This is a genomic window from Geminocystis sp. NIES-3709, assembly GCF_001548115.1.
GTDB lineage: Bacteria > Cyanobacteriota > Cyanobacteriia > Cyanobacteriales > Cyanobacteriaceae > Geminocystis.
In genome coordinates this window covers 526,756-546,591 of record NZ_AP014821.1, presented here as the reverse complement: position 1 = coordinate 546,591, position 19,836 = coordinate 526,756, and the positions used below count along the sequence as shown (strand labels likewise).

At 33.1% G+C, this 19,836-nt stretch carries 13 protein-coding genes and 1 pseudogene; 8 read left to right on the top strand and 6 right to left on the bottom strand.

From position 1 onward, the window contains the following. The first annotated feature begins 22 nt into the window (after positions 1–22). Positions 23–1,585 (top strand): NAD(P)H-quinone oxidoreductase subunit N, encoded by a 1,563-nt coding sequence (locus GM3709_RS02230; protein WP_066115866.1) that lies wholly within the window; start codon positions 23–25, stop codon positions 1,583–1,585. A gap of 115 nt (positions 1,586–1,700) precedes the next feature. Here GM3709_RS02230 and GM3709_RS02225 read toward each other — a convergent pair whose 3' ends face one another. Beyond that, entirely contained in the window at positions 1,701–2,744 is a 1,044-nt protein-coding gene (locus tag GM3709_RS02225; protein WP_066121678.1) for a PstS family phosphate ABC transporter substrate-binding protein, read from the bottom strand. A gap of 409 nt (positions 2,745–3,153) precedes the next feature. Between GM3709_RS02225 and pstS the strand changes: the two genes are divergently transcribed. The 7 genes and pseudogenes from pstS (at position 3,154) to GM3709_RS19525 (ending at position 11,604) form a co-directional block, all read left to right on the top strand. Continuing rightward, positions 3,154–4,293 carry a phosphate ABC transporter substrate-binding protein PstS gene (gene pstS, locus GM3709_RS02220; protein WP_082712924.1) on the top strand — a complete coding sequence of 380 codons (1,140 nt, stop codon included), beginning with the start codon at positions 3,154–3,156 and terminating at the stop codon, positions 4,291–4,293. A 254-nt stretch (positions 4,294–4,547) separates the two neighbouring features. Further along, positions 4,548–5,507: a phosphate ABC transporter permease subunit PstC gene (gene pstC, locus GM3709_RS02215; protein ID WP_066115862.1), complete on the top strand. Its 960-nt coding sequence runs from the start codon at positions 4,548–4,550 to the stop codon at positions 5,505–5,507. A 60-nt stretch (positions 5,508–5,567) separates the two neighbouring features. After that, the gene (pstA, locus tag GM3709_RS02210) at positions 5,568–6,452 is read left to right on the top strand and encodes a phosphate ABC transporter permease PstA (RefSeq protein ID WP_066115860.1); all 885 of its coding nucleotides are present in this window, start codon (positions 5,568–5,570) and stop codon (positions 6,450–6,452) included. Positions 6,453–6,588: 136 nt separating this feature from the next. Next, the gene (pstB, locus tag GM3709_RS02205) at positions 6,589–7,401 is read left to right on the top strand and encodes a phosphate ABC transporter ATP-binding protein PstB (RefSeq protein ID WP_066115858.1); all 813 of its coding nucleotides are present in this window, start codon (positions 6,589–6,591) and stop codon (positions 7,399–7,401) included. A gap of 158 nt (positions 7,402–7,559) precedes the next feature. Continuing rightward, the gene (locus GM3709_RS02200) at positions 7,560–9,152 is read left to right on the top strand and encodes a CTP synthase (protein ID WP_066115856.1); all 1,593 of its coding nucleotides are present in this window, start codon (positions 7,560–7,562) and stop codon (positions 9,150–9,152) included. 125 nt (positions 9,153–9,277) lie between these two features. After that, positions 9,278–10,544, top strand: a pseudogene (locus GM3709_RS02195) (IS701 family transposase). A gap of 107 nt (positions 10,545–10,651) precedes the next feature. After that, a protein-coding gene (locus GM3709_RS19525; protein WP_144439385.1) for an IS630 family transposase occupies positions 10,652–11,604 on the top strand; the annotation gives its coding sequence in 2 pieces (ribosomal slippage) (positions 10,652–10,988 and positions 10,988–11,604; 954 coding nt in all). A gap of 102 nt (positions 11,605–11,706) precedes the next feature. Here GM3709_RS19525 and GM3709_RS02180 read toward each other — a convergent pair. From GM3709_RS02180 to GM3709_RS02160, 5 genes are all read right to left on the bottom strand, one after another. After that, complete coding sequence (locus GM3709_RS02180; RefSeq protein ID WP_066115854.1) at positions 11,707–12,471, bottom strand: hypothetical protein; 765 nt, start codon at positions 12,469–12,471, stop codon at positions 11,707–11,709. Positions 12,472–12,510: 39 nt separating this feature from the next. Next, positions 12,511–13,476 carry a multicopper oxidase domain-containing protein gene (locus GM3709_RS02175; protein ID WP_066115852.1) on the bottom strand — a complete coding sequence of 322 codons (966 nt, stop codon included), beginning with the start codon at positions 13,474–13,476 and terminating at the stop codon, positions 12,511–12,513. 321 nt (positions 13,477–13,797) lie between these two features. Then, complete coding sequence (locus tag GM3709_RS02170; protein ID WP_158506695.1) at positions 13,798–15,204, bottom strand: isochorismate synthase MenF; 1,407 nt, start codon at positions 15,202–15,204, stop codon at positions 13,798–13,800. Positions 15,205–15,411: 207 nt separating this feature from the next. After that, positions 15,412–16,986, bottom strand: coding sequence for a response regulator (locus GM3709_RS02165; protein WP_066115849.1), 1,575 nt, complete (start codon positions 16,984–16,986; stop codon positions 15,412–15,414). An 84-nt stretch (positions 16,987–17,070) separates the two neighbouring features. Next, positions 17,071–19,821: a hybrid sensor histidine kinase/response regulator gene (locus GM3709_RS02160; RefSeq protein ID WP_082712923.1), complete on the bottom strand. Its 2,751-nt coding sequence runs from the start codon at positions 19,819–19,821 to the stop codon at positions 17,071–17,073. Between the last annotated feature and the right edge of the window lie 15 nt (positions 19,822–19,836).

The window sequence follows — 19,836 nt, the reverse complement described above, 5'->3', positions numbered from 1 at the left end:
AGAGTTATCAAATTGATAAATTATGGATTTTTCTAGTCAAATTGCCAGTCAATTGAACGCTATGGCTATTCTTCCCGAAGGAATTGTCATTGTGACTTTACTATTAGTATTAATTTTTGATTTAATTTTTGGGCGTAAATCTGTATCGTGGTTGCCTTATTTAGCTATTTTTGGTTTACTCGCTTCTGTCGGTGCGTTATTCTATGGTTGGGATAATCCTCATCCTACTTCCTTTCTTGGTTCTTTTACCAGTGACAATTTGAGTATTGTTTTCCGTGCGATCGTAGCTTTATCTACTGCAATTACTATTTTATTATCGATCGCTTATATTGAAAATACGGGAACATCCTTAGCAGAATTTATCGGCATCATGTTAAGTGCCACTTTAGGAGGTATGTTTCTTTGTGGTGCATCAGAATTAGTGATGATTTTTGTCTCTTTAGAGATGCTTAGTATTTCTTCCTATCTGATGACAGGCTATATGAAACGAGATCCTCGATCGAATGAAGCAGCCTTGAAATATTTATTAATTGGAGCGGCTAGTTCTGCCATTTTTTTATATGGTTCATCCTTACTCTATGGATTATCGGGGGGAATGACAAACATAAATACTATCAGCACCACTTTACTGGCTGGAGAGGGTTTAGAATCTCTTGGTTTAGCCATTGCTTTAGTTTTTATGATCGCTGGTATCGCTTTCAAAATTTCTGCTGTACCTTTTCACCAGTGGACTCCTGATGTTTATGAAGGTTCACCAACTCCTGTGGTAGCTTTCTTATCTGTTGGTTCAAAAGCAGCCGGTTTTGCCCTCGCTATTAGATTATTAGTAACCGTCTTCGCTCCTGTCACCGAACAATGGCACTTTATTTTTACCGCTTTAGCTATTCTTAGTATGGTACTCGGTAACGTGGTAGCTTTAGCTCAAACTAGCATGAAAAGAATGTTAGCTTATTCTTCCATCGGTCAAGCAGGTTTCGTTATGATTGGTTTAGTTGCTAGTAGTCAAGCTGGTTACTCAAGTATGATTTTCTACTTGTTTACTTATCTATTCATGAACTTAGGTGCTTTTGCTTGTGTGATTCTCTTTTCCTTGAGAACGGGTACAGATAAAATTAGTGATTATGCCGGACTATATCAAAAAGATCCCCTATTAACCCTTGGATTAAGCCTCTGTTTGCTTTCTTTGGGTGGTATTCCCCCCTTAGCAGGATTTTTTGGCAAAATTTACATTTTCTGGGCAGGATGGCAAGCAGGACTTTATAGCTTGGTTTTAGTGGCTTTAGTGACTAGCGTTATCTCTATTTATTACTATATTAGAGTTGTAAAAATGATGGTAGTAAAAGAACCTCATGAAATGTCAGAAGTGGTCAAAAAATATCCTCCTATTCGTTGGAATTTACCCGGAATGCGTCCTATTCAGGTAAGTTTAGTCTTTTTAATCGTTGCTACTTCTTTGATCGGCATTTTATCTAATCCAGTGGTTACGATCGCTAATAAATCTGTTAACAGTAGTTTAGTATTACAGCCATCTATGGAAGCTAGTATTAATACTCTTTCTGCGAGGGAAATCAAAACGGTTTTATAAGAATTAATCAGAGAAGCGAAGGAAGATAGGGAGATGGAAAGATGGGGAGATTGGGAGAATTTTTAAATTGTCGATTGTTAATTGTTAATTGTTAATTCTCTATTCTCTATTTTCACTAATAAACATAGCCTTCTTTGCCTTCAGAAGCATAGGTTCTGGTTAGTAACTCGTTTATCGTGGCATTTAGTACAGGTTGACCATTAAAAACTGTACCTACTTGATGTTTGTTAAAGTGAATTTTTGCAACTCCATAAGCGGATTGAGGTAAGGGTAAGTAACCGACTTCATGGACTATTTGAGACGCATTAGTTAAATAAAAATCCACAAATTTTGCTAAACCTTTATTTTCCTGTGCTTTTTTTGCATTAACATAAATAAATAAAGGACGGGTTAGAGGACGATAGGAATTATCAATGATTGTGGCATCAGAGGGCATTATCGCACCATTACCGTTATCGATCGCTACAGCTTGTAACTTGTCTTGATGTTGGGAATAATAAGCATAACCAAAATAACCCAAAGCATTGGGATCTTGTACTACACCGTTAACTAAAGCCTCATCATCTTCACTATATACATAGTCATTACGACTATTATCTTCTCCTACAATCGCAACGGTAAAGTATTCAAAAGTACCAGAGTCTTTGCCAGGCCCAAATAAATTAAGGGTTTTATCGGGCCATTGACTGTTAACTTGATTCCAACGAGTAATATTATTTTCTGCAGATGGTTGCCATATAGTTTTTAATTCTTCCACTGTCATGGTTTTAGCCCAACTATTGGAAGGATGAGTTACGACAGTTAAAGCATCAAAGGCTACGGGCAATTCAATATAAGCAATATCATTTTTCTTACATTCTTCCATGAAATCTTTAGGAATTGGTACGGAAGCATTATTGATGTCGGTTTTACCTTCACAAAAATTACGAAATCCGCCGATCGATCCCGAGAAATTAGATTCTATACTAATATCATCAGTATCTAAAGCGTTAAATTTTTCTACAATTAAATTAGTAATAGGAAATACTGTACTTGAACCATCGATCGAGATTGTTTTTGATTCTTCAGATTTTATGCTACCACAACCAGATAACACTCCCGACAAAATCAATGCAGTCCACACATATTTGTTGGAAAATAATGAGTTATTTTTAATCATAAATAGTGATCGAATATTTTTTATAAGATACTCTTTGAATTCTGCTAATGTCATAAAATAATAATTTAAAATTATTTTGGGATATTTCCTTATAATTTCCTTTATAAAAACAAAGGCAAACCAATCAAATTTCATAATTTATTTACACTTTCTATAGTAATATTATTCTGTGTATATTTATTAAGTTTTGTTTTGTTTAATTTTCTTAATTAATCCTTAACCTTTATCATCTTTATTATTTAAAACTAACAGTTTTTTTCTATTCATAATCCTACAATATTTGAAAGAAACAAGATATTTTTTTAAAGAAAATTTAAGTTCTTAACCTTCTCTTTACCAAAAAAAAACCTCATTATACTATTATAAAAACCTGAACGGTCTAAATATCAAAATAATTCTGAAAAGTATCATGATAAAAAGTAAAAATAGATTAATTGGATCATTATCTGCACTGACTTTCGCGTTAAGTTTAACGGCTTGTGGTGGTGGGACTCCAACAACAACAACAGAAGGTACTGGAGAGACTGAAACTGGAGAGCAGACTTCTTCTCTTAGTGTTCCTTTTGAAAGTAATGTTGCTTTAACTGGTGCAGGTGCTAGTTTTCCTGCTCCTTTATATCAAAACTGGTTTGTTGCCTTGAATCAAAAATTACCCAAATTACAGGTTAACTATCAATCTGTTGGTAGTGGTGCAGGTGTTGAACAGTTTACGGCTGGTACAGTGGATTTTGGTGCTAGTGACACAGCGATGAAAGACGATGAAATTGCTAAAGTCAGTAAAGGTGTTCTAATGTTACCTGTCACTGCAGGATCGATCGTCTTTGCCTATAATTTACCCGGTGTTGAAGGTTTAAAATTAAGTAGGGAGACTTACGTTGATATTGCTTTAGGAAAAATTAGTAAATGGAATGATCCTAAAATTGTAGCCGATAATCCTGATTTAACTCTACCTGACAAACCGATCGTTTTTGTTCATCGTTCTGATGGTAGCGGTACAACCGGAGTATTTACGATGCACCTATCTTCTATTAGCGAAGATTGGAAAACTAAAGTAGGAGAAGGTAAAACCGTTCAATGGGGCCCTGATGGTGGTAAATTCTTAGGCGGTAAAGGTAATGAAGGGATAACAGCTACCATTCAACAAAATGAAGGAGCGATCGGCTATGTAGAATATGGTTATGCTAAAAATAATAATCTAACTATGGCGACGATTCAAAATAAAGCAGGTCAATTTATTACTCCGACTGATGAGGCCGCTTCCGCCACTTTAGCTAGCGTAGAGTTGCCTGAAAATTTACGCGCTTTTATTACAGATCCAGAAGGCGAACAGTCTTATCCTATTGTCACTTATTCTTGGATTCTTGCTTATCCTAAGTATGACGATGCAAATAAAGCGATCGCCATGGAAGCGATGATTCAATACGCTTTAACCGAAGGTCAAAAAGTTGCCCCTGCGTTGGGATATGTGCCTTTACCTCCCAATGTAGCTCAAAAAGTAGCGGGGATAGCGGATCAAATTACTCCAGACTTCACTATCAATGTTAACTAAAATTTAACCTTCATAGTCTAGGTTATAGAGAGTAATTATTTTAGATAATAAGGGAAAGATAATATCAATTATTTTTAATTAAACTTTCCTTTAGAAAGTATCCCTAATTAATGTTAGCCTAGCAATAATTACAACAAAAATTAACTTTTTATAATTAATCGAAAACACAAACTTAATTAATCAACTTAAATATAAACTAAGCTAATGATTTTTTAATTGTGTTGATGTAAAAGAATAATGTAATTCAAAGTAAAATGACACAGTCTGATTCTACGACAGATAATCCCATGATGGGGGAGAGATCTCCCTTAGAAAAGATATTAGATCAAGGTTTTAAGTGGTTAACTTTTGGATTAGCCATCAGTATTGGTTTAGTTTTGGTTAGTATTGCCATCATTATTTTTATGGGTGCTTATCCTGCCATTGCTAAATTTAACATTGGTTTTTTTACTAATAGTAACTGGAATCCCGTCACTGATGAATATGGTGTTATCGCCGTAATTTATGGCACGATCGTTAGTGCTTTAATTTCTCTTATTATTGCTATTCCTTTAGGAGTTGGAGCGGCTGTTTTTTTAAGTGAAGATTTTATCCCCGAAGAAATTCGCTCGGTTTTAGTTTTTTTAGTGGAAATTTTAGCAGCTATTCCCAGTGTAGTTTATGGATTATGGGGGATTTTTATTTTAATTCCCATTACTAAAACTTTTGGTATTTGGTTGCATGGTAACTTTGGATGGTTTCCTTTGTTCAGTACTGAACCTGCAGGCCCCGGAATGCTACCTGCTGGTATTGTATTATCTATTATGATTTTACCTATTATCATTGCCATTTCCCGGGACTCCTTAGCTTCTTTACCCCCTGATTTACGTCAAGCCTCTTTAGGATTAGGGGCAACTCGTTGGGAAACTATTTTTCGAGTTTTAATTCCGGGTGCAATTTCTGGTATTATGGGAGGTATCATGTTAGCATTAGGTCGTGCTATGGGTGAAACTATGGCAGCAACGATGATTATTGGGAACTCTAACCGTTTAAGTATTTCTATCTTAGATCCTGCTAATACGATCGCTTCTTTAATTGCCAATCAATTTGCAGAAGCCAGTGGACTACAAATATCTGCTTTGATGTATGCAGGTTTAGTGTTAATGATTTTAACTTTGATTGTAAATATCTTAGCTGAATATATTGTTAATCAAGTTAAAGCTAAATACGAATAACAATGAACAATGAACAATGAACAATTATTGCATCTGTATTTATATTAAAAACTAGTTTGTATGATTACTACTACCATCGGCAGTTTAAAAAAGAAGTCCTCTAGCCCTAGAGTGATTTTGGGATCGGTGATGACGGGATTAAGTGGTTTATGTATGGTATTAACTTTAATTCCTTTAATCGCAGTACTTTATTTTGTAATCATACAAGGATTTAGTCGTCTCAACGTTGATTTATTTACTCAACTTCCTCCTCCTCCGGGGTTAGATGAAGGAGGACTAGCTAATGCTATTATTGGTACTCTTGCTGTAGTAGGGATTGCTGCAATTTTAGCCGTTCCTATCGGGGTTTTGGCTGCCGTGTATCTGTCAGAATTCAGTAATGGTAATAAGTTTGCCACAAGTATTCGATTTGCCACCAACGTTTTAAGTGGTGTACCTTCGATTATTGCTGGGATTTTTGCTTACGGTTTATTGGTGTCTAGTGGTATTGTTGGTTTTTCTGCCATCGCCGGGGGAGTTTCTTTAGCGGTATTGATGTTACCAACTATTATTCGTACCACTGACGAGGCTTTAAAAATTGTTCCCCAAGAAATTCGATGGGCGGCTTTAGGAGTTGGTGCTTATAACTATCAAACAGTATTAAAAATAGTCCTCCCGGCTGCTTTACCCGGTATTATTACTGGGGTAACTTTAGCGATCGCAAGGGCGGCAGGAGAAACAGCTCCTTTAATTTTTACGGCGTTATTTTCCAATTTTTGGCCTAATATATCTCCTCAAGGATTATTAGAACCGATCGCAACTTTATCTGTCTTAGTATATAACTTTGCTATTTTACCTTTTCCCCCACAACAAGAATTAGCGTGGGCCGGCTCATTAATTTTGGTATTTTTAGTATTAGGTACAAGTATTATTGCTCGTTTGGCTACCCGTAGAAAAATCTATTAATAACAATGAACAATTAGTCATACTATCTCCTGTTTCCTACCCTTATTTAAAATCTCACGATTCAGATAGGATTGCTATAAGTTCTAAAAATGCCATTCATTAGTCACGTTATATTATATTAAATAGAAAAAAAGTTATGCAAGAATCACTTATTAATGAAGAAGAATCTCTCAGGAATGCAGTTCTCGAATTAAGAGATGTAGATATATTTTATGGCAGTTATAAGGCTGTTCGGGAAGTCAATCTCGATATTGCTCAAAATAAAATTACTGCTTTTATTGGGCCTTCTGGATGTGGTAAAAGTACTATCTTAAGATGTTTAAATCGCTTAAATGATTTGATAAGTTCTTTTAAACTCAAAGGAAGTGTTACTTATCACGGACAAAATTTATATGCTAAAGATATTGATCCCGTAGAAGTAAGAAAACGTATCGGTATGGTGTTTCAACGTCCAAATCCTTTTCCTAAAACCATTTATGATAATGTTGCCTATGGTGCAAGGGTAAATGGTTATAAGGGAGATTTAGATGAGTTAGTAGAAACATCCCTCCGTCGTGCGGCTTTGTGGGATGAGGTGAAAGATAAATTAGGGGAAAGCGGTTTTTCTTTATCTGGTGGACAACAGCAAAGATTATGTATTGCAAGAACGATCGCGGCTGAACCTGAAGTAGTATTAATGGATGAGCCTTGTTCTGCTCTTGATCCTATTTCTACTTTGAAAATAGAAGAATTAATGCAAGAACTTAAAGAAAATTATACGATCGTGATCGTAACCCATAATATGCAACAAGCCACAAGAGTCGCCGATATGACTGCTTTTTTTAATGCTGAAGCAGTGGGGAAGGGTAGTAAAATTGGTTATTTAGTGGAATTTGATAAAACTGAGAAAATTTTTAGTAATCCTCAAGAACAATCTACCAAAGATTATGTTAGTGGTCGATTTGGATAAATAATTAATAATAGAAAATTTAATTTATTATTATCGATCGAGAATCAAAATTAATGAGTTATTAACAATTGGTGATGGGTTATAGTATAAGATTTTGAATTGTGGGTATTAGCCACTCTATTTTAATTTTTATATTTCTTAACAGTTCGCTATAGAAAATGACTAAATTTGTATTTGTGACTGGCGGTGTGGTTTCCAGTATTGGTAAAGGAATTGTCGCCGCTAGTTTGGGGCGTTTGTTGAAATCTCGTAATTACTCAGTCTCGATCGTTAAGTTAGACCCTTATATTAACGTAGATCCGGGTACCATGAGTCCTTATCAACATGGAGAGGTATTCGTTACCGATGATGGTGCAGAAACAGATTTAGATTTAGGGCATTATGAGCGTTTTACCGACACTTCTAGTTCTAGGCTTAATAGTGTCACCACAGGCTCAATTTATCAAGCCGTAATCAACAAAGAAAGGCGAGGAATTTATCAAGGGGCAACGGTACAAGTTATTCCTCATATCACTAATGAAATTAAAGAGAGAATCCATCGGGTGGCGAAAAATAACAGTCCAGATGTGGTTATTACAGAAATTGGTGGTACAGTAGGAGATATTGAGTCTTTGCCTTTTCTTGAAGCAATTCGTCAATTTCGCAAAGATGTTGGGCGCGATAATGTGCTTTATTTACACGTTACCCTTATCCCTTGGATTTCAGTGGCTGGAGAATTGAAAACCAAGCCCACTCAACACTCTGTGAAGGAATTACGATCGCTAGGTATTCAACCAGATGTGTTAGTCTGTCGTTGTCATACCACTATTCCCCATAACATTAAAGAAAAAATTGCTGAATTTTGTGATGTACCTAGTGAAGCAGTTATTACCTCCTCAGATGCTAGTAGCATTTACGAAGTTCCATTAATTTTAGAAAAAGAAGGATTAGCTCAACAGGTATTACAATTATTAAAATTGGAAAATCGATCGCCTCATCTGGAAAAATGGGAAAATTTAGTAAGTAAAATGCAACACCCTGAGCATAAATTAAAAATTGCGATCGTGGGTAAATATATCAAACTCAGTGATGCTTATTTATCCGTTGTTGAGGCTTTAACCCATGCGGGTATTCATTCCCAAGCTGAAATCGAACTAATTTGGGTGGATGCAGAAGACATTGAATTACAGGTTGCAGAAAAATATTTAAGTAATGTAAATGGAATAATTGTTCCGGGTGGCTTTGGTAATAGAGGCGTTGATGGAAAAGTCAAAGCCATTGAATATGCCCGACAAAATAAAATTCCCTTCTTCGGATTATGCTTAGGTATGCAATGCAGTATCATCGAATGGGCTAGAAATACCGCTAATTTAGAAAGAGCAAATAGTGCTGAATTTGATGAAGAAACTCCTCACCCCGTTATTAATCTGTTACCCGAACAACAAGACGTAATAGATTTGGGTGGTACAATGCGCTTAGGAGTCTATCCTTGTCGTTTAGTACCAAATACCCTTGCTCATTCTCTATACCAAGATGAAGTTATTTACGAGCGTCATCGTCACCGATACGAATTTAACAATGTCTATAAAAATCAATTTTTAGACACAGGTTATAAAATAAGTGGCACATCTCCCGATGGCAGACTCGTGGAAATTGTGGAATTACCGGATCATCCCTTTTTTCTAGCGACTCAATTTCATCCAGAATTCAAGTCTCGTCCTAGTCAACCTCATCCTTTATTTTTAGGTTTTATCAAGGCTTGTCTTGTATAAATAGGCTTTGCTAAAAAAGTTTTTTCATGAGAATAGCTGTTAGCAATTAGCAATTAGCGGTACTTAGACAAAACAATAACAACAATTAAGCTATAATATTTACATTATATTGTTTTTAGGTCAAAATGAAAGAAATCACATCTTCATCAATGCCACCCTGTTTCGAGCGTTGGTGCCAAAAAATAGACCCTGTATTAAAAACAAAAGCACAAAAACGAGAGTTTAGAAATTATTTGGGCGGTTTATTAGGTGATTCTCAAAGAAAAAATCTCACTCAAATTGCCCATAATAATCTTGATATTACTTATCATAAGTTACATCATTTCCTAACAGAATCCACTTGGAATTATGATGAGGTAAATAATAAAAGACTAGAAATTATTGCCTCATGTCGTCAAACTAAAATAAGTCGCTCTTTCTCTTTAATTATCGATGATTCAGGTCATCGTAAAAGTGGCAATTTTACTGACTGTGTGGGACGACAATATATTGGTGAAATTGGCAAAACTGATAATGGTAATATCCGCAGTCACCACCCACATTTATGATGGGGTCAGAAGTTTTCCCTTAGACGTTGAATTATATGAAAAAGCGGAAAATTTCCCCTTGGGAAAAGATGACCCACAATTTCAAAAAAAACCCGATATTGCCTTTAATTTAATTGAAAAATGTTTAAACCGAAATTACCATCCTCAAATAATTTTAATGGATGGGGGTTATGGGAACAATACTAATTTATTAGAAAAATTAGAACAAAAAAATTTAAAATATATAGGAATTATTGCAAAAAATAGATTAGTACAAGTAGTAAAAGAAGATTTGAGAGAGTCTGAAAAAAGAATAGATGAAATAGCTAAATTATTACCTCAAGAGAGTTTTGAAGAAATAAAAACAGGTAAAAATGGAGAAAAAACTCTTTGGGTAGCAACCATAAAAATTAAATTATCAGCCTTATCAGGAATAAAAACCGTAGCTATCGTCATGAATGCTCCCAGTTTTGAAAAGTCCACAGATATTGATTATTTAATGACCAATGAAACAGGAGAAAAAGTCTGTGCAAATTGGATAGTAGAAACTTATACATCAAGAAATTGGATAGAAGTATTTTACCGTGAAATTAAGGGATGGTTAGGCTTATCAGAATACCAAGTGAGAAATAAAAGAAGTTTAATGAGACATTTTATATTGGTATTTTGCGCCGATACTTTTATTCAATGGCATCGTTTGACAGGGGGATTGAGAAGGCAATGGGGAAATAAACCCTTAAATACTTTTGCAGAGGCATTGGAAGCGTTTCGGACGGCAGTATCTTTTCGTTTCTTTCAATGGTTAAAAGATAATGTGGAAGTATTTAGCTTATATAAAGCAAGTTTAGGGTTTATTTGGGCATAATTTTTGTCTAAGTACCGTTAGTAGATGGCTGAATAATATAGCGTTTCTTACAATGATGAGGTACAATTTTGAGATGAAAAAATGTAGACGATATTAACATTAATCTAATGCGTCCCTACTCTTTGGATTTAAGACAAAAGATTATTCATGCTCGTGAAAAGCAACAATGCTCCATTCGTCAATTAGCTAAGAATTTTGGTGTGGCAAAAAGTTTTGTACAAAAGATAATCAAGCAGTATCAAGAAACTGGGGATCTCAAACCTCGTCATTCAGGGGGAAGACCCCCCAAAATAAATCCTGAACAAACGGTTGTCCTGTTAGAAATTATCAACGAAAATAATGATGCTACTCTCTGGGAATTAGCCGAGTTATTTGAGAAAAAAACTGGACTTAAACTCAGTACATCGACTATTGACAGAATCAGTCGTAAATTTGACGATACTGTCAAAAAAAAACACTGTATGCCACAGAAAAACATAGTGAGAGAGTTCAACAAAAAAGATCTGAATATTGGGATAAAGTGAGAGAAATTAATGAAGAGGACTTAATTTTTGTGGACGAATCGGGAAGTAATTTAGCAATGCTTCGCCTTTATGGTAGGGCAAAAAAAGGGTACAGAGTCAGAGGAGAAAAACCCCAGAAAAGAGGGGGTAATGTTTCTATAGTGACGGCAATATCCTTAAAGGAAGTAGTAGCATCAAGAAATATTTATGGTTCTGTAGATGGATTAACTTTTGAGGCTTTTGTGATCAGAGATTTAGTGCCCAAATTATGGGTGGGAGCTTGTGTAGTTATGGATAATGCAAAAATTCATTTAGGAGAAACAATTAGAAAGGAAATAGAGAAAGTGGGGGCATCATTGGTGTATTTATCACCCTATTCCCCAGATTTTTCACCCATTGAAAATTTTTGGTCGAAAGTCAAAAATCAGATCAGAAAACTAAAACCGAGAAATTATCATGATCTAGTAGAGGCGATTGGAAAAGCCATGGAGCAAGTAACACAGTTAGATATGCACAATTGGTTCACCCATTGCTGTTACTGTACCTCATCATTCTGATAAATGCTATATATTGTGTTTAAGTTTTATACTTATTCAGCAAATACTAATTATTAGAAAAAAGTTTAAATATTTTTTTAAACCTAAAACCTTTTTAGAATCTTAATTAACCGGAAAATTATTTACTAATTGTTCCATTTTTTCAGAAGAAAAAATAATTGTTTCAGGGGGTATTGCTTGAGGGAAAGCATCTTTTATTTGAAATAAAATAGGTTGCATTTTAGCTTTTAAAGGAGAATTATTATCCATATTTTCATACAAAATTAAGCTATAAAGTACAAATCCTCTTGAGTCTTGATATTCAACATTTTCAACAACTTTATTCCCAATAATTGCAGCACTATATTCTTCTTTAACCGTAGCTAAAAGATTTTTAATTACTTGTGAAATAAATTCTGAATTATTTCTCTTTTCAACCGATAAATTAGAAATTGCTTCGTCTATTTTTACCATTGCCTGATCATATTGACTCATGACTTTATTATCTTGAGGAGAAAATTTAACCAGATCATGTAATATTGTTAACTCAGTTTTAAAACTAAGAATATTTCTTGCTTCTAATTCTGGTTCTAAATTTCCATAAATTTCATCGACAGGATGACCAAAATGTGGCTCTGCTTGTTCATATTCACCCAAAACTAATAATTCTTTTCCTAGCATTAAATGACCTTTAATTAAGCCTAAATTAGTCATAAAATCTAAGTCTTTATCAAGTATTTTTTGATGCTGAGAGTGATCTATCTTGTGTTGTTTATAATAACTATTATTTACTTCTAATGCTTTTAAACCATAATCACTCATAAATAAGGTAAAAGTAAAAGATATAGTTAATAAACTTAAAAAAGAAAATAATTGACTATTTTTCATAATATTTACGATCGTAAAAATAAAATAATTTGCCTAAGTTTAACGAGAAACAACTTGAAAATTTCCCATACATCCATGTTCTGCAATATAATCTTGATGAGGATGAAACATAAACTTACCTAAATAATCATAGGTAAATTCTAAAATATGTCTTTCTGCTACACCCATTGTAATTACATCACTAGTATAACTAGGAGTTAATGTCATTCCTGTAGGATATACTCGAAACATATTACCGTGAATATGAAAAGTTGTAGCTGAATCAAATTCGATCATATTCAAAATATAAAGACGAATTAATTGATGTTGATAAATAGGGATGGGATAATCACGGAAAAAATTGGGAATACCATTAAAAGCATAAAGCTCATTTTTATCATCATTGTTAATGTCATAACCCCCCATCACTAATACTATTTCATCAGCAGGTGGACGAGGTTTTGGAGGATCAATAATCAAAACTCCGTATAATCCTTTACTAACATGACGAGTTACTGGTGGAATATGGCAGTGATATAAATGAACACCAAAAGGCTTGGCTTCAAATTCATAAATAAAGTTTTCTCCTCTTTTTATCGGAGTTACCCCATCCATTTCTGAACCATGAATGCCATGAAAATGTAAAGTGTGAGAGTGACCATCTTCATTATTAAAAAAGATTCTTAATATATCTCCTTGTTTTGCCCTTAAAGTTGGTGCAGGTATTCGATTATTTACATTCCAACTAACAAAAGAAATTGCACTATTCAATTGAATTGTTTGACTATTCGCTGTTAATTGAAATTCTCTTACTGTCAGTCCTTTTTCCTTTTTTACCGTGCCATAGTCAAATTCTCTTGATAATATCAAGGGGTTAAAATTATGTTGTAAATCTGGAACTAAAGGCAAGGGGGGAATAATGACAGAAGATGACTTTGCGGAAACCTTAGAATATAAACTCCCTAAACTAACTAATCCTCCACCCATTATTGCGGATTGTAATAATTGGCGGCGAGATATGACCATAGCTTATTGATAAAAATTATTATTTATTTGATATATTTTAACTAATTTATATTCTCAATGCAATAATTGTTCACAAAAAACCTTAGTTCGACGCAAAAATCTTTGATTTAGGTAGGCTTAGGAAAGGGTTTTAGGTTTATTTTGCCAAATCTGATTTAATTATTAAATTAAATTAATCCAAGTAAAATCAATTGTTAATAGTTTTTTATCAATTATTTAACCTAATACCTAACAACTGATACCTAATACCTTGTTCTTACTTATAAATCTTGCATCGAACTGAGGTTAGTTAATGTGTCTATATTTTTCTATTTATTATCTTCAAACTAAAGTATTTAGTAATGTTCTGAATTTTAATTGAACTTCTGCTAGCTCTTGCTCTGGATTTGAACCTGCAACTATTCCAGCTCCAGCATAAAGACGAGCCTGATTATCTTCAATTAAAGCCGATCGAATCCCCATCACAAATTCACTGTTACCTTGGGCATTTACCCAGCCTAAAGGGGCCGCATATAATAGTCGATCGAAGGGTTCATAATCTTGTAATTTAGTTAATACTTGATTTCGAGGAATACCAGCCATAGCGGGTGTTGGGTGCAACTGAGCCACAATATCTAAAGGATGAAGATTATTTGGTAAATTGGCATAGATAGGAGTCCACAAATGCTGAATATTAGATAATTGTCGTAAAGATAAGGTTTTAATTACTTGAGGTATGAGTCCTAATTTTTCCAAACAATCAACGATAAAATCGACTACCACTAAATGCTCATAACGCTCTTTGTCACTTTGTAATAGACGATTTGCTATCTCCACATCGATTATTTTTGTGTTTCCTCTCGGTGCTGAACCGGCCATAGCTTCTGTAATCAATTTACCATCATTTGTTCGCAAAAGAACTTCAGGAGTAGCACCTAAAAAAGTAGCTGTACCACCATGACGAACAGCAAATAAATAACATTCAGGATAAGTGTGGCGTAAAATCTGTAAAGATGATGCAATTTGAAAGGGGCGAGTAATTTTGATGTCGATGGCATTAGCAAGGACAATTTTCTGAAATTGATTAGCGGATATAGCTCTGACTGCTCTTTCAACTCCTCGTTTATAGTCCTTTAAAGGAATTACATATTTTCCCTGTAATTCTTTCAATGAAGGTTGTGCAAGGATTACTGATTGGTAGCTAAATTTTTCTAATTCTCGTAATTTCTCGGTAACTTGCTCTATAATTTTCTCTATTCGATCGTGCAGGGTAAGTTTACTAGGTTCGATTTCTAAATTAGCAACTAACAGACAATGATGAGATGATGGAGCAGTGCCATTTCGTGATACTAAGGATAACCCACTCGATCGTATAACTTGCCACTGAGGAAATAAAATTGTTGCATCAGGAAAAACTGTATTATGCCAAATCTGAGGTATTTCACTGGGAGTATAAGTAAAGTTACAAAAAAAATGAGGGCCACTGAAGGGAAGATGATTACATCCGATTATCAGCGTATTACTTAAACAATCTTGAATAAAATCTCGTCCTTGAGAAAATCGTTGATCTCCTTTGCCAACAGAAATCTGAGCGACATCAAACCCCAATACTGTTAATTGTTGCTGTTGATTTTCTAAGTAAAAAAAAGTTTGATGAGTGGGAATAATTGCTTGTAACACAACCAATGGGTCAACGTTTTTAATCTCTATGGATATGCTGAGAAATCTATAGGAGTGTTGATTTTTCATTTTTCCATATAGGTCTTGTCTTATATTTGAGACAATTTGATCAACCCCTTGGATTACTTCTAACATAGAAAAGATACAATAGCAATTAGTCTGTCAAATTTTGATGATTGAGTTCTCCCAGTTTAAAAAACAATAGAAAATAAGTGCGTTTGACCACTAAAAAGACTCAAAATTGGCTAAATCAACTATAACACGAATATTCTTCAATTAATCGGTGGCAAGAATAAAATAAAAAGCAGCCCCTTGATTTAACTGTGATTCTGCCCAAATAACACCATCATGAAGTTCAATAATTCGGCGCACAATAGATAAGCCAATACCCGTGCCATCAAAATCGGAATCTCCATGTAACTTCTTAAAAGGTGTAAATAGTTCTTTCTCTAAGACTGAATTGAAACCGATACCATTATCTTTAATAAAATAAATACTTTTTTGTTTAAACTGTAAAGGAGAAATATCTATTAATTTAATTTTTTCTTGCCATAGTTTTTCTGTAGATTTTATTTCCCCAAATTCGATTATAGTTTCATCGGTTTTTTTTGTATATTTCCAAGCATTTTTAATTAAATTTTCGATCGCAATATTAAGTAGTTTTCGATCGGCATTTACAAAAACATCATCTTGAATCATAAATTTAATATTTATTCTTGGTTCGTTATTTTGGAGATAATTTAAAATTTCACTAACCAATGGAGAAAGATTAAAAGAAATGGGTTTAATCGGTTCAGATTTTAACTGGGATAGTTGAGTAATCCCTTCCAAAATACTCATAGTTCGATCACAAGATAGATTGATTATGTCAATTAATTCTTTTTCATTTTCCGAGCCATCTAAATTAATTTCTTCTGCTAATAAATTACCGGCAAAGTTAATATTATTGATATAATTTCGTAAATCATGGGCAACACTACGAGAGAATGTTTCTAAATCTAAATTAATTTTTTTTAGTTCTAATTCTGTTTCTTTTCGACTGGTAATATTTTTGACAGTAACGGAGCAACCATCACCTAATTTGACGGCAATAAAATGAAACCAATATTTTAAAGAATCGCACTGATAATATAAATCAGTACTTAAAGATTTTCCTGTTTCTACTACTTTTACTAAGGAATTAAATAGATTATTATCAATTTTATCAATAATTTTTCTGATGCCAATTTTACCTACTAAATCATTTTTATTTTTTCCAAAAACTTTCGCAATTACAGGATTAACTATTAAACAACGAAAATCAATTATTTCTCCTGTAGAATTATCTCTTATGGCTTGTAACGCAGCAATTCCATCAAGAGAACTATTTAATACACTGGATAAAACTGCTCTTGATTGATGTAAGATTTCTTCTGTATATTTTCTTTGTTCAATCTCTTTTTGTAATTGTTTTTTTTGTCTTTGAATCGTTAATTGACTTTCAATTCTAGCTAATACTTCTTCTACATGAAATGGTTTTGTTACATAATCAACTCCTCCAACTTCAAAAGCCTTTATTTTATCGATCGTATCATCTAAAGCACTTATAAAAATAATCGGAATTTCTGCGGTTTTTTTATTAGATTTTAACTCTTTACAAACATCATAACCATCCATTTCAGGCATTTTTATATCTAAAAGAATTAAATCAGGCATAGAAAGCTGTGCTGCTCGAATAGCAGTTTTACCATTGATAGCTTTTCTGACTTGATAATTTCTTTCTATTAAAATTTCAGATAATACTCTTAAATTATCCGGTAAATCATCAACAATTAAAATATCCCTTTTATTCTGATAGTTATTAATTTTCATACTTAATATTATAGTGTTTCTTTAATAATATTTTCCTTAAATATTTTATTTTATATAGAGTTAAATCACTTAAAATTAATATATTTATTTTTGAATAATAGTCTCTATTAATTGAGTTATTTGTTCTAGTTGAAAATTATTTACTAATTCTTGTAAACTATTGGCTAAATTTTGATTCTCAGGAGGAATTTCTCTGATCAAATTAAGAATTTTATCCTCATCTAAAATTAGTGTTGCTGAATACATTTCTTTTAACCAATTATCCGACATTACCATCAAATTTTCTGTAGTTAAAATATCGTAATTATGATCGACAAAAGAAGAATCAGACTCATAGATATATTCTACCCCCAAATGTTTCTGAATGATCTCAAAAATAGCCTGTTGTCGAAAAGGTTTACGAAGAAAATCATCACACCCAGCAGATAGACAAATGACTTTTTCTTCTTCTAACACACTGGCAGTTAAGGCAATTACGGCAGTAGCGTTGCCTTTAATAGTACTTTTTATAGCTTGAGTGGCTTCATATCCATCCATGACAGGCATTCGCATATCCATAAAAATAAGATGAGGTTGCCATTCTTCCCAAACATTTAAGGCTTCTTGACCATTATAGGCTTCTCTGACGGCAAAACCAATGGGAATGAGCAGACTACTTAGTAATTGACAGTTAACAGTCTTGTCATCTACTACCAGAATACGACTTGCTACATCTTGAGATTGTAAACCGATTACTCTACTAACAAAAGATTCTTTTTCCATGGGGATATTGTCAACTTTGTTGGCAAGGATATTAAATAGAAAAGTTGTACCGACAGTTATTTCACTCTTAACGGTTATTTCTCCTCCCATTAATTCTATAAATTTGCGACTAATTACTAAACCTAAACCTGTACCTTCTTGGGAATTTTTACCTGTATCAGTTTGGTTAAAAGGCTTAAATAATTCTTGTATTTGCTTTTCTTCGATACCGCTTCCAGTATCGCTAATTTCAAATCTTAAATTAATTTTTTTTGGCTCATTTTCTAAGTTTAATTTTTCAGGTTTAACGAATAAACTAACTCCTCCTTCTTGAGTAAATTTAAAGGCATTGCTTAGAAGATTAATTAATACTTGTCGCAATTTTACTGAGTCCGTTTCTAGGTATCTTGGGGTTTCTTTGTGTTTTTCAAAAATAAGCTGTAAGCCTTTTTGTTCTGCATTTAGTCTTAAAAAGTCCTCTAACTCATCTAAAAGCCTATAAAGGTCAAATTTTTGAGGATTTAAGGACATTTTACCCGCTTCTATTTTGGCTAAATCTAATACATTATTAATCAAGGTTAGTAAATATTCTCCACTACGATTAATAATTCCTATTTTTTCTTTATCTTGTGGTGGGAGTGTGTTCGATCGCATCATTAATTGAGCAAAACCTAGAATTGCATTAAGAGGAGTTCGTAATTCATGACTCATATTAGCTAAAAAAGTACTTTTAGCTTGGTTAGCTACTTCTGCTTTATCTTTTGCTTCTGCTAACTGTTGAGTACGAGTTAAAACACGATTTTCTAATTCATTATTAACTTTTTCTAAAGCGTGTAAAGAAGTCAATAATTGTTCAGCCATATAGTTAAAAGCATGAGAAAGATTAGTTAATTCTTTTACTCCTTGGATTTTAATTTTTTTAGTTAAATTACCTTGAGAAAGATCGTAACTTGCGGTAGCTAATTCTTGAATCGGTTTTGCCAACCAACGAGAAGTTAAGAGGCTAATAATAATGGCAATAATTAAAGCTAATAAAAGAATAAGAATAGTAACTTTAAAAGTAGCATTTATTGGCTTCATAAAATCAGATTGAGGTACAACTACTACCACAAACCAATCTAATCCTAAATAATGTTGATAATGAATAACTTGAGTAAAATAATTATCATTATCTAGGGAAAAAATAAATTTTTCAGTATTTTTTATTTCGGCAAAGTTCGATATTTTATTTTTTAAAGATTTAGCAATAAAGCTAGTTAATTTATCATCACTATTTTGGGCAAGTATTAAGGTTTTATCTTTTTGATTAAAAGGTATTTCTAGAGTAGAATTAGCGATTAATTCTCCTTGGTTATTCACAATAAATACTTGGGATGATGGACTAAGTTTTAAAGAACTTAAAAAATTACTGAGTTGATCCAATTTTATGGTAGTGTTTAAAAAACCCTCAAATTTACCATTATTATCAATATCGATCGGTCGTAAATTAGAAATTAATAAAACTGGTTCTAAATAAGAAACGTGTAAATCACTCCAAACTTGTTTCCCTTGAGTAATAGCTTTTTTATACCAAATTTGTTCCCGAATATCTTTGTTAGGTAAACTCTTATAAAGGTTCGTTTTTTCTCCTAATTCATTGGTATTAAAAGATTTAAAAGTAAAGTTATTATTAGGAGAAACCATATTAATGGTAAAAATATTATTATTTAATCTTTCTCCTGCTCGATATTCTCCATTTGTATTAGCAACAGCAATAAAAGCTATATTAGGAAAGTCTTGTATTTGTTGCCATAAATGATATTCCCAAGATTGCAAGTTATCAAAACTTAAAAAATTACCTTGAACTAATCTATAATTATTTTGACTAATTTGTTGAGGTAATGCTAAATAAGAATCAAGATTTTGCACTACTTGAGTTGCAATTTCTTGACTGAGATTATTAATCATTTCTTTAACTATTTTTTCACTATTTTTAATGGATAAATAACCCACCAATCCTACTAAAGTTATAGTTGGAGTAAGAAAGGAAATAATTAAGATAATTTGTAAAGGCAATTTGTTAAAATTTTTGGTTATCTTAGATATTTTCATCATAGATTTTATTGGTTA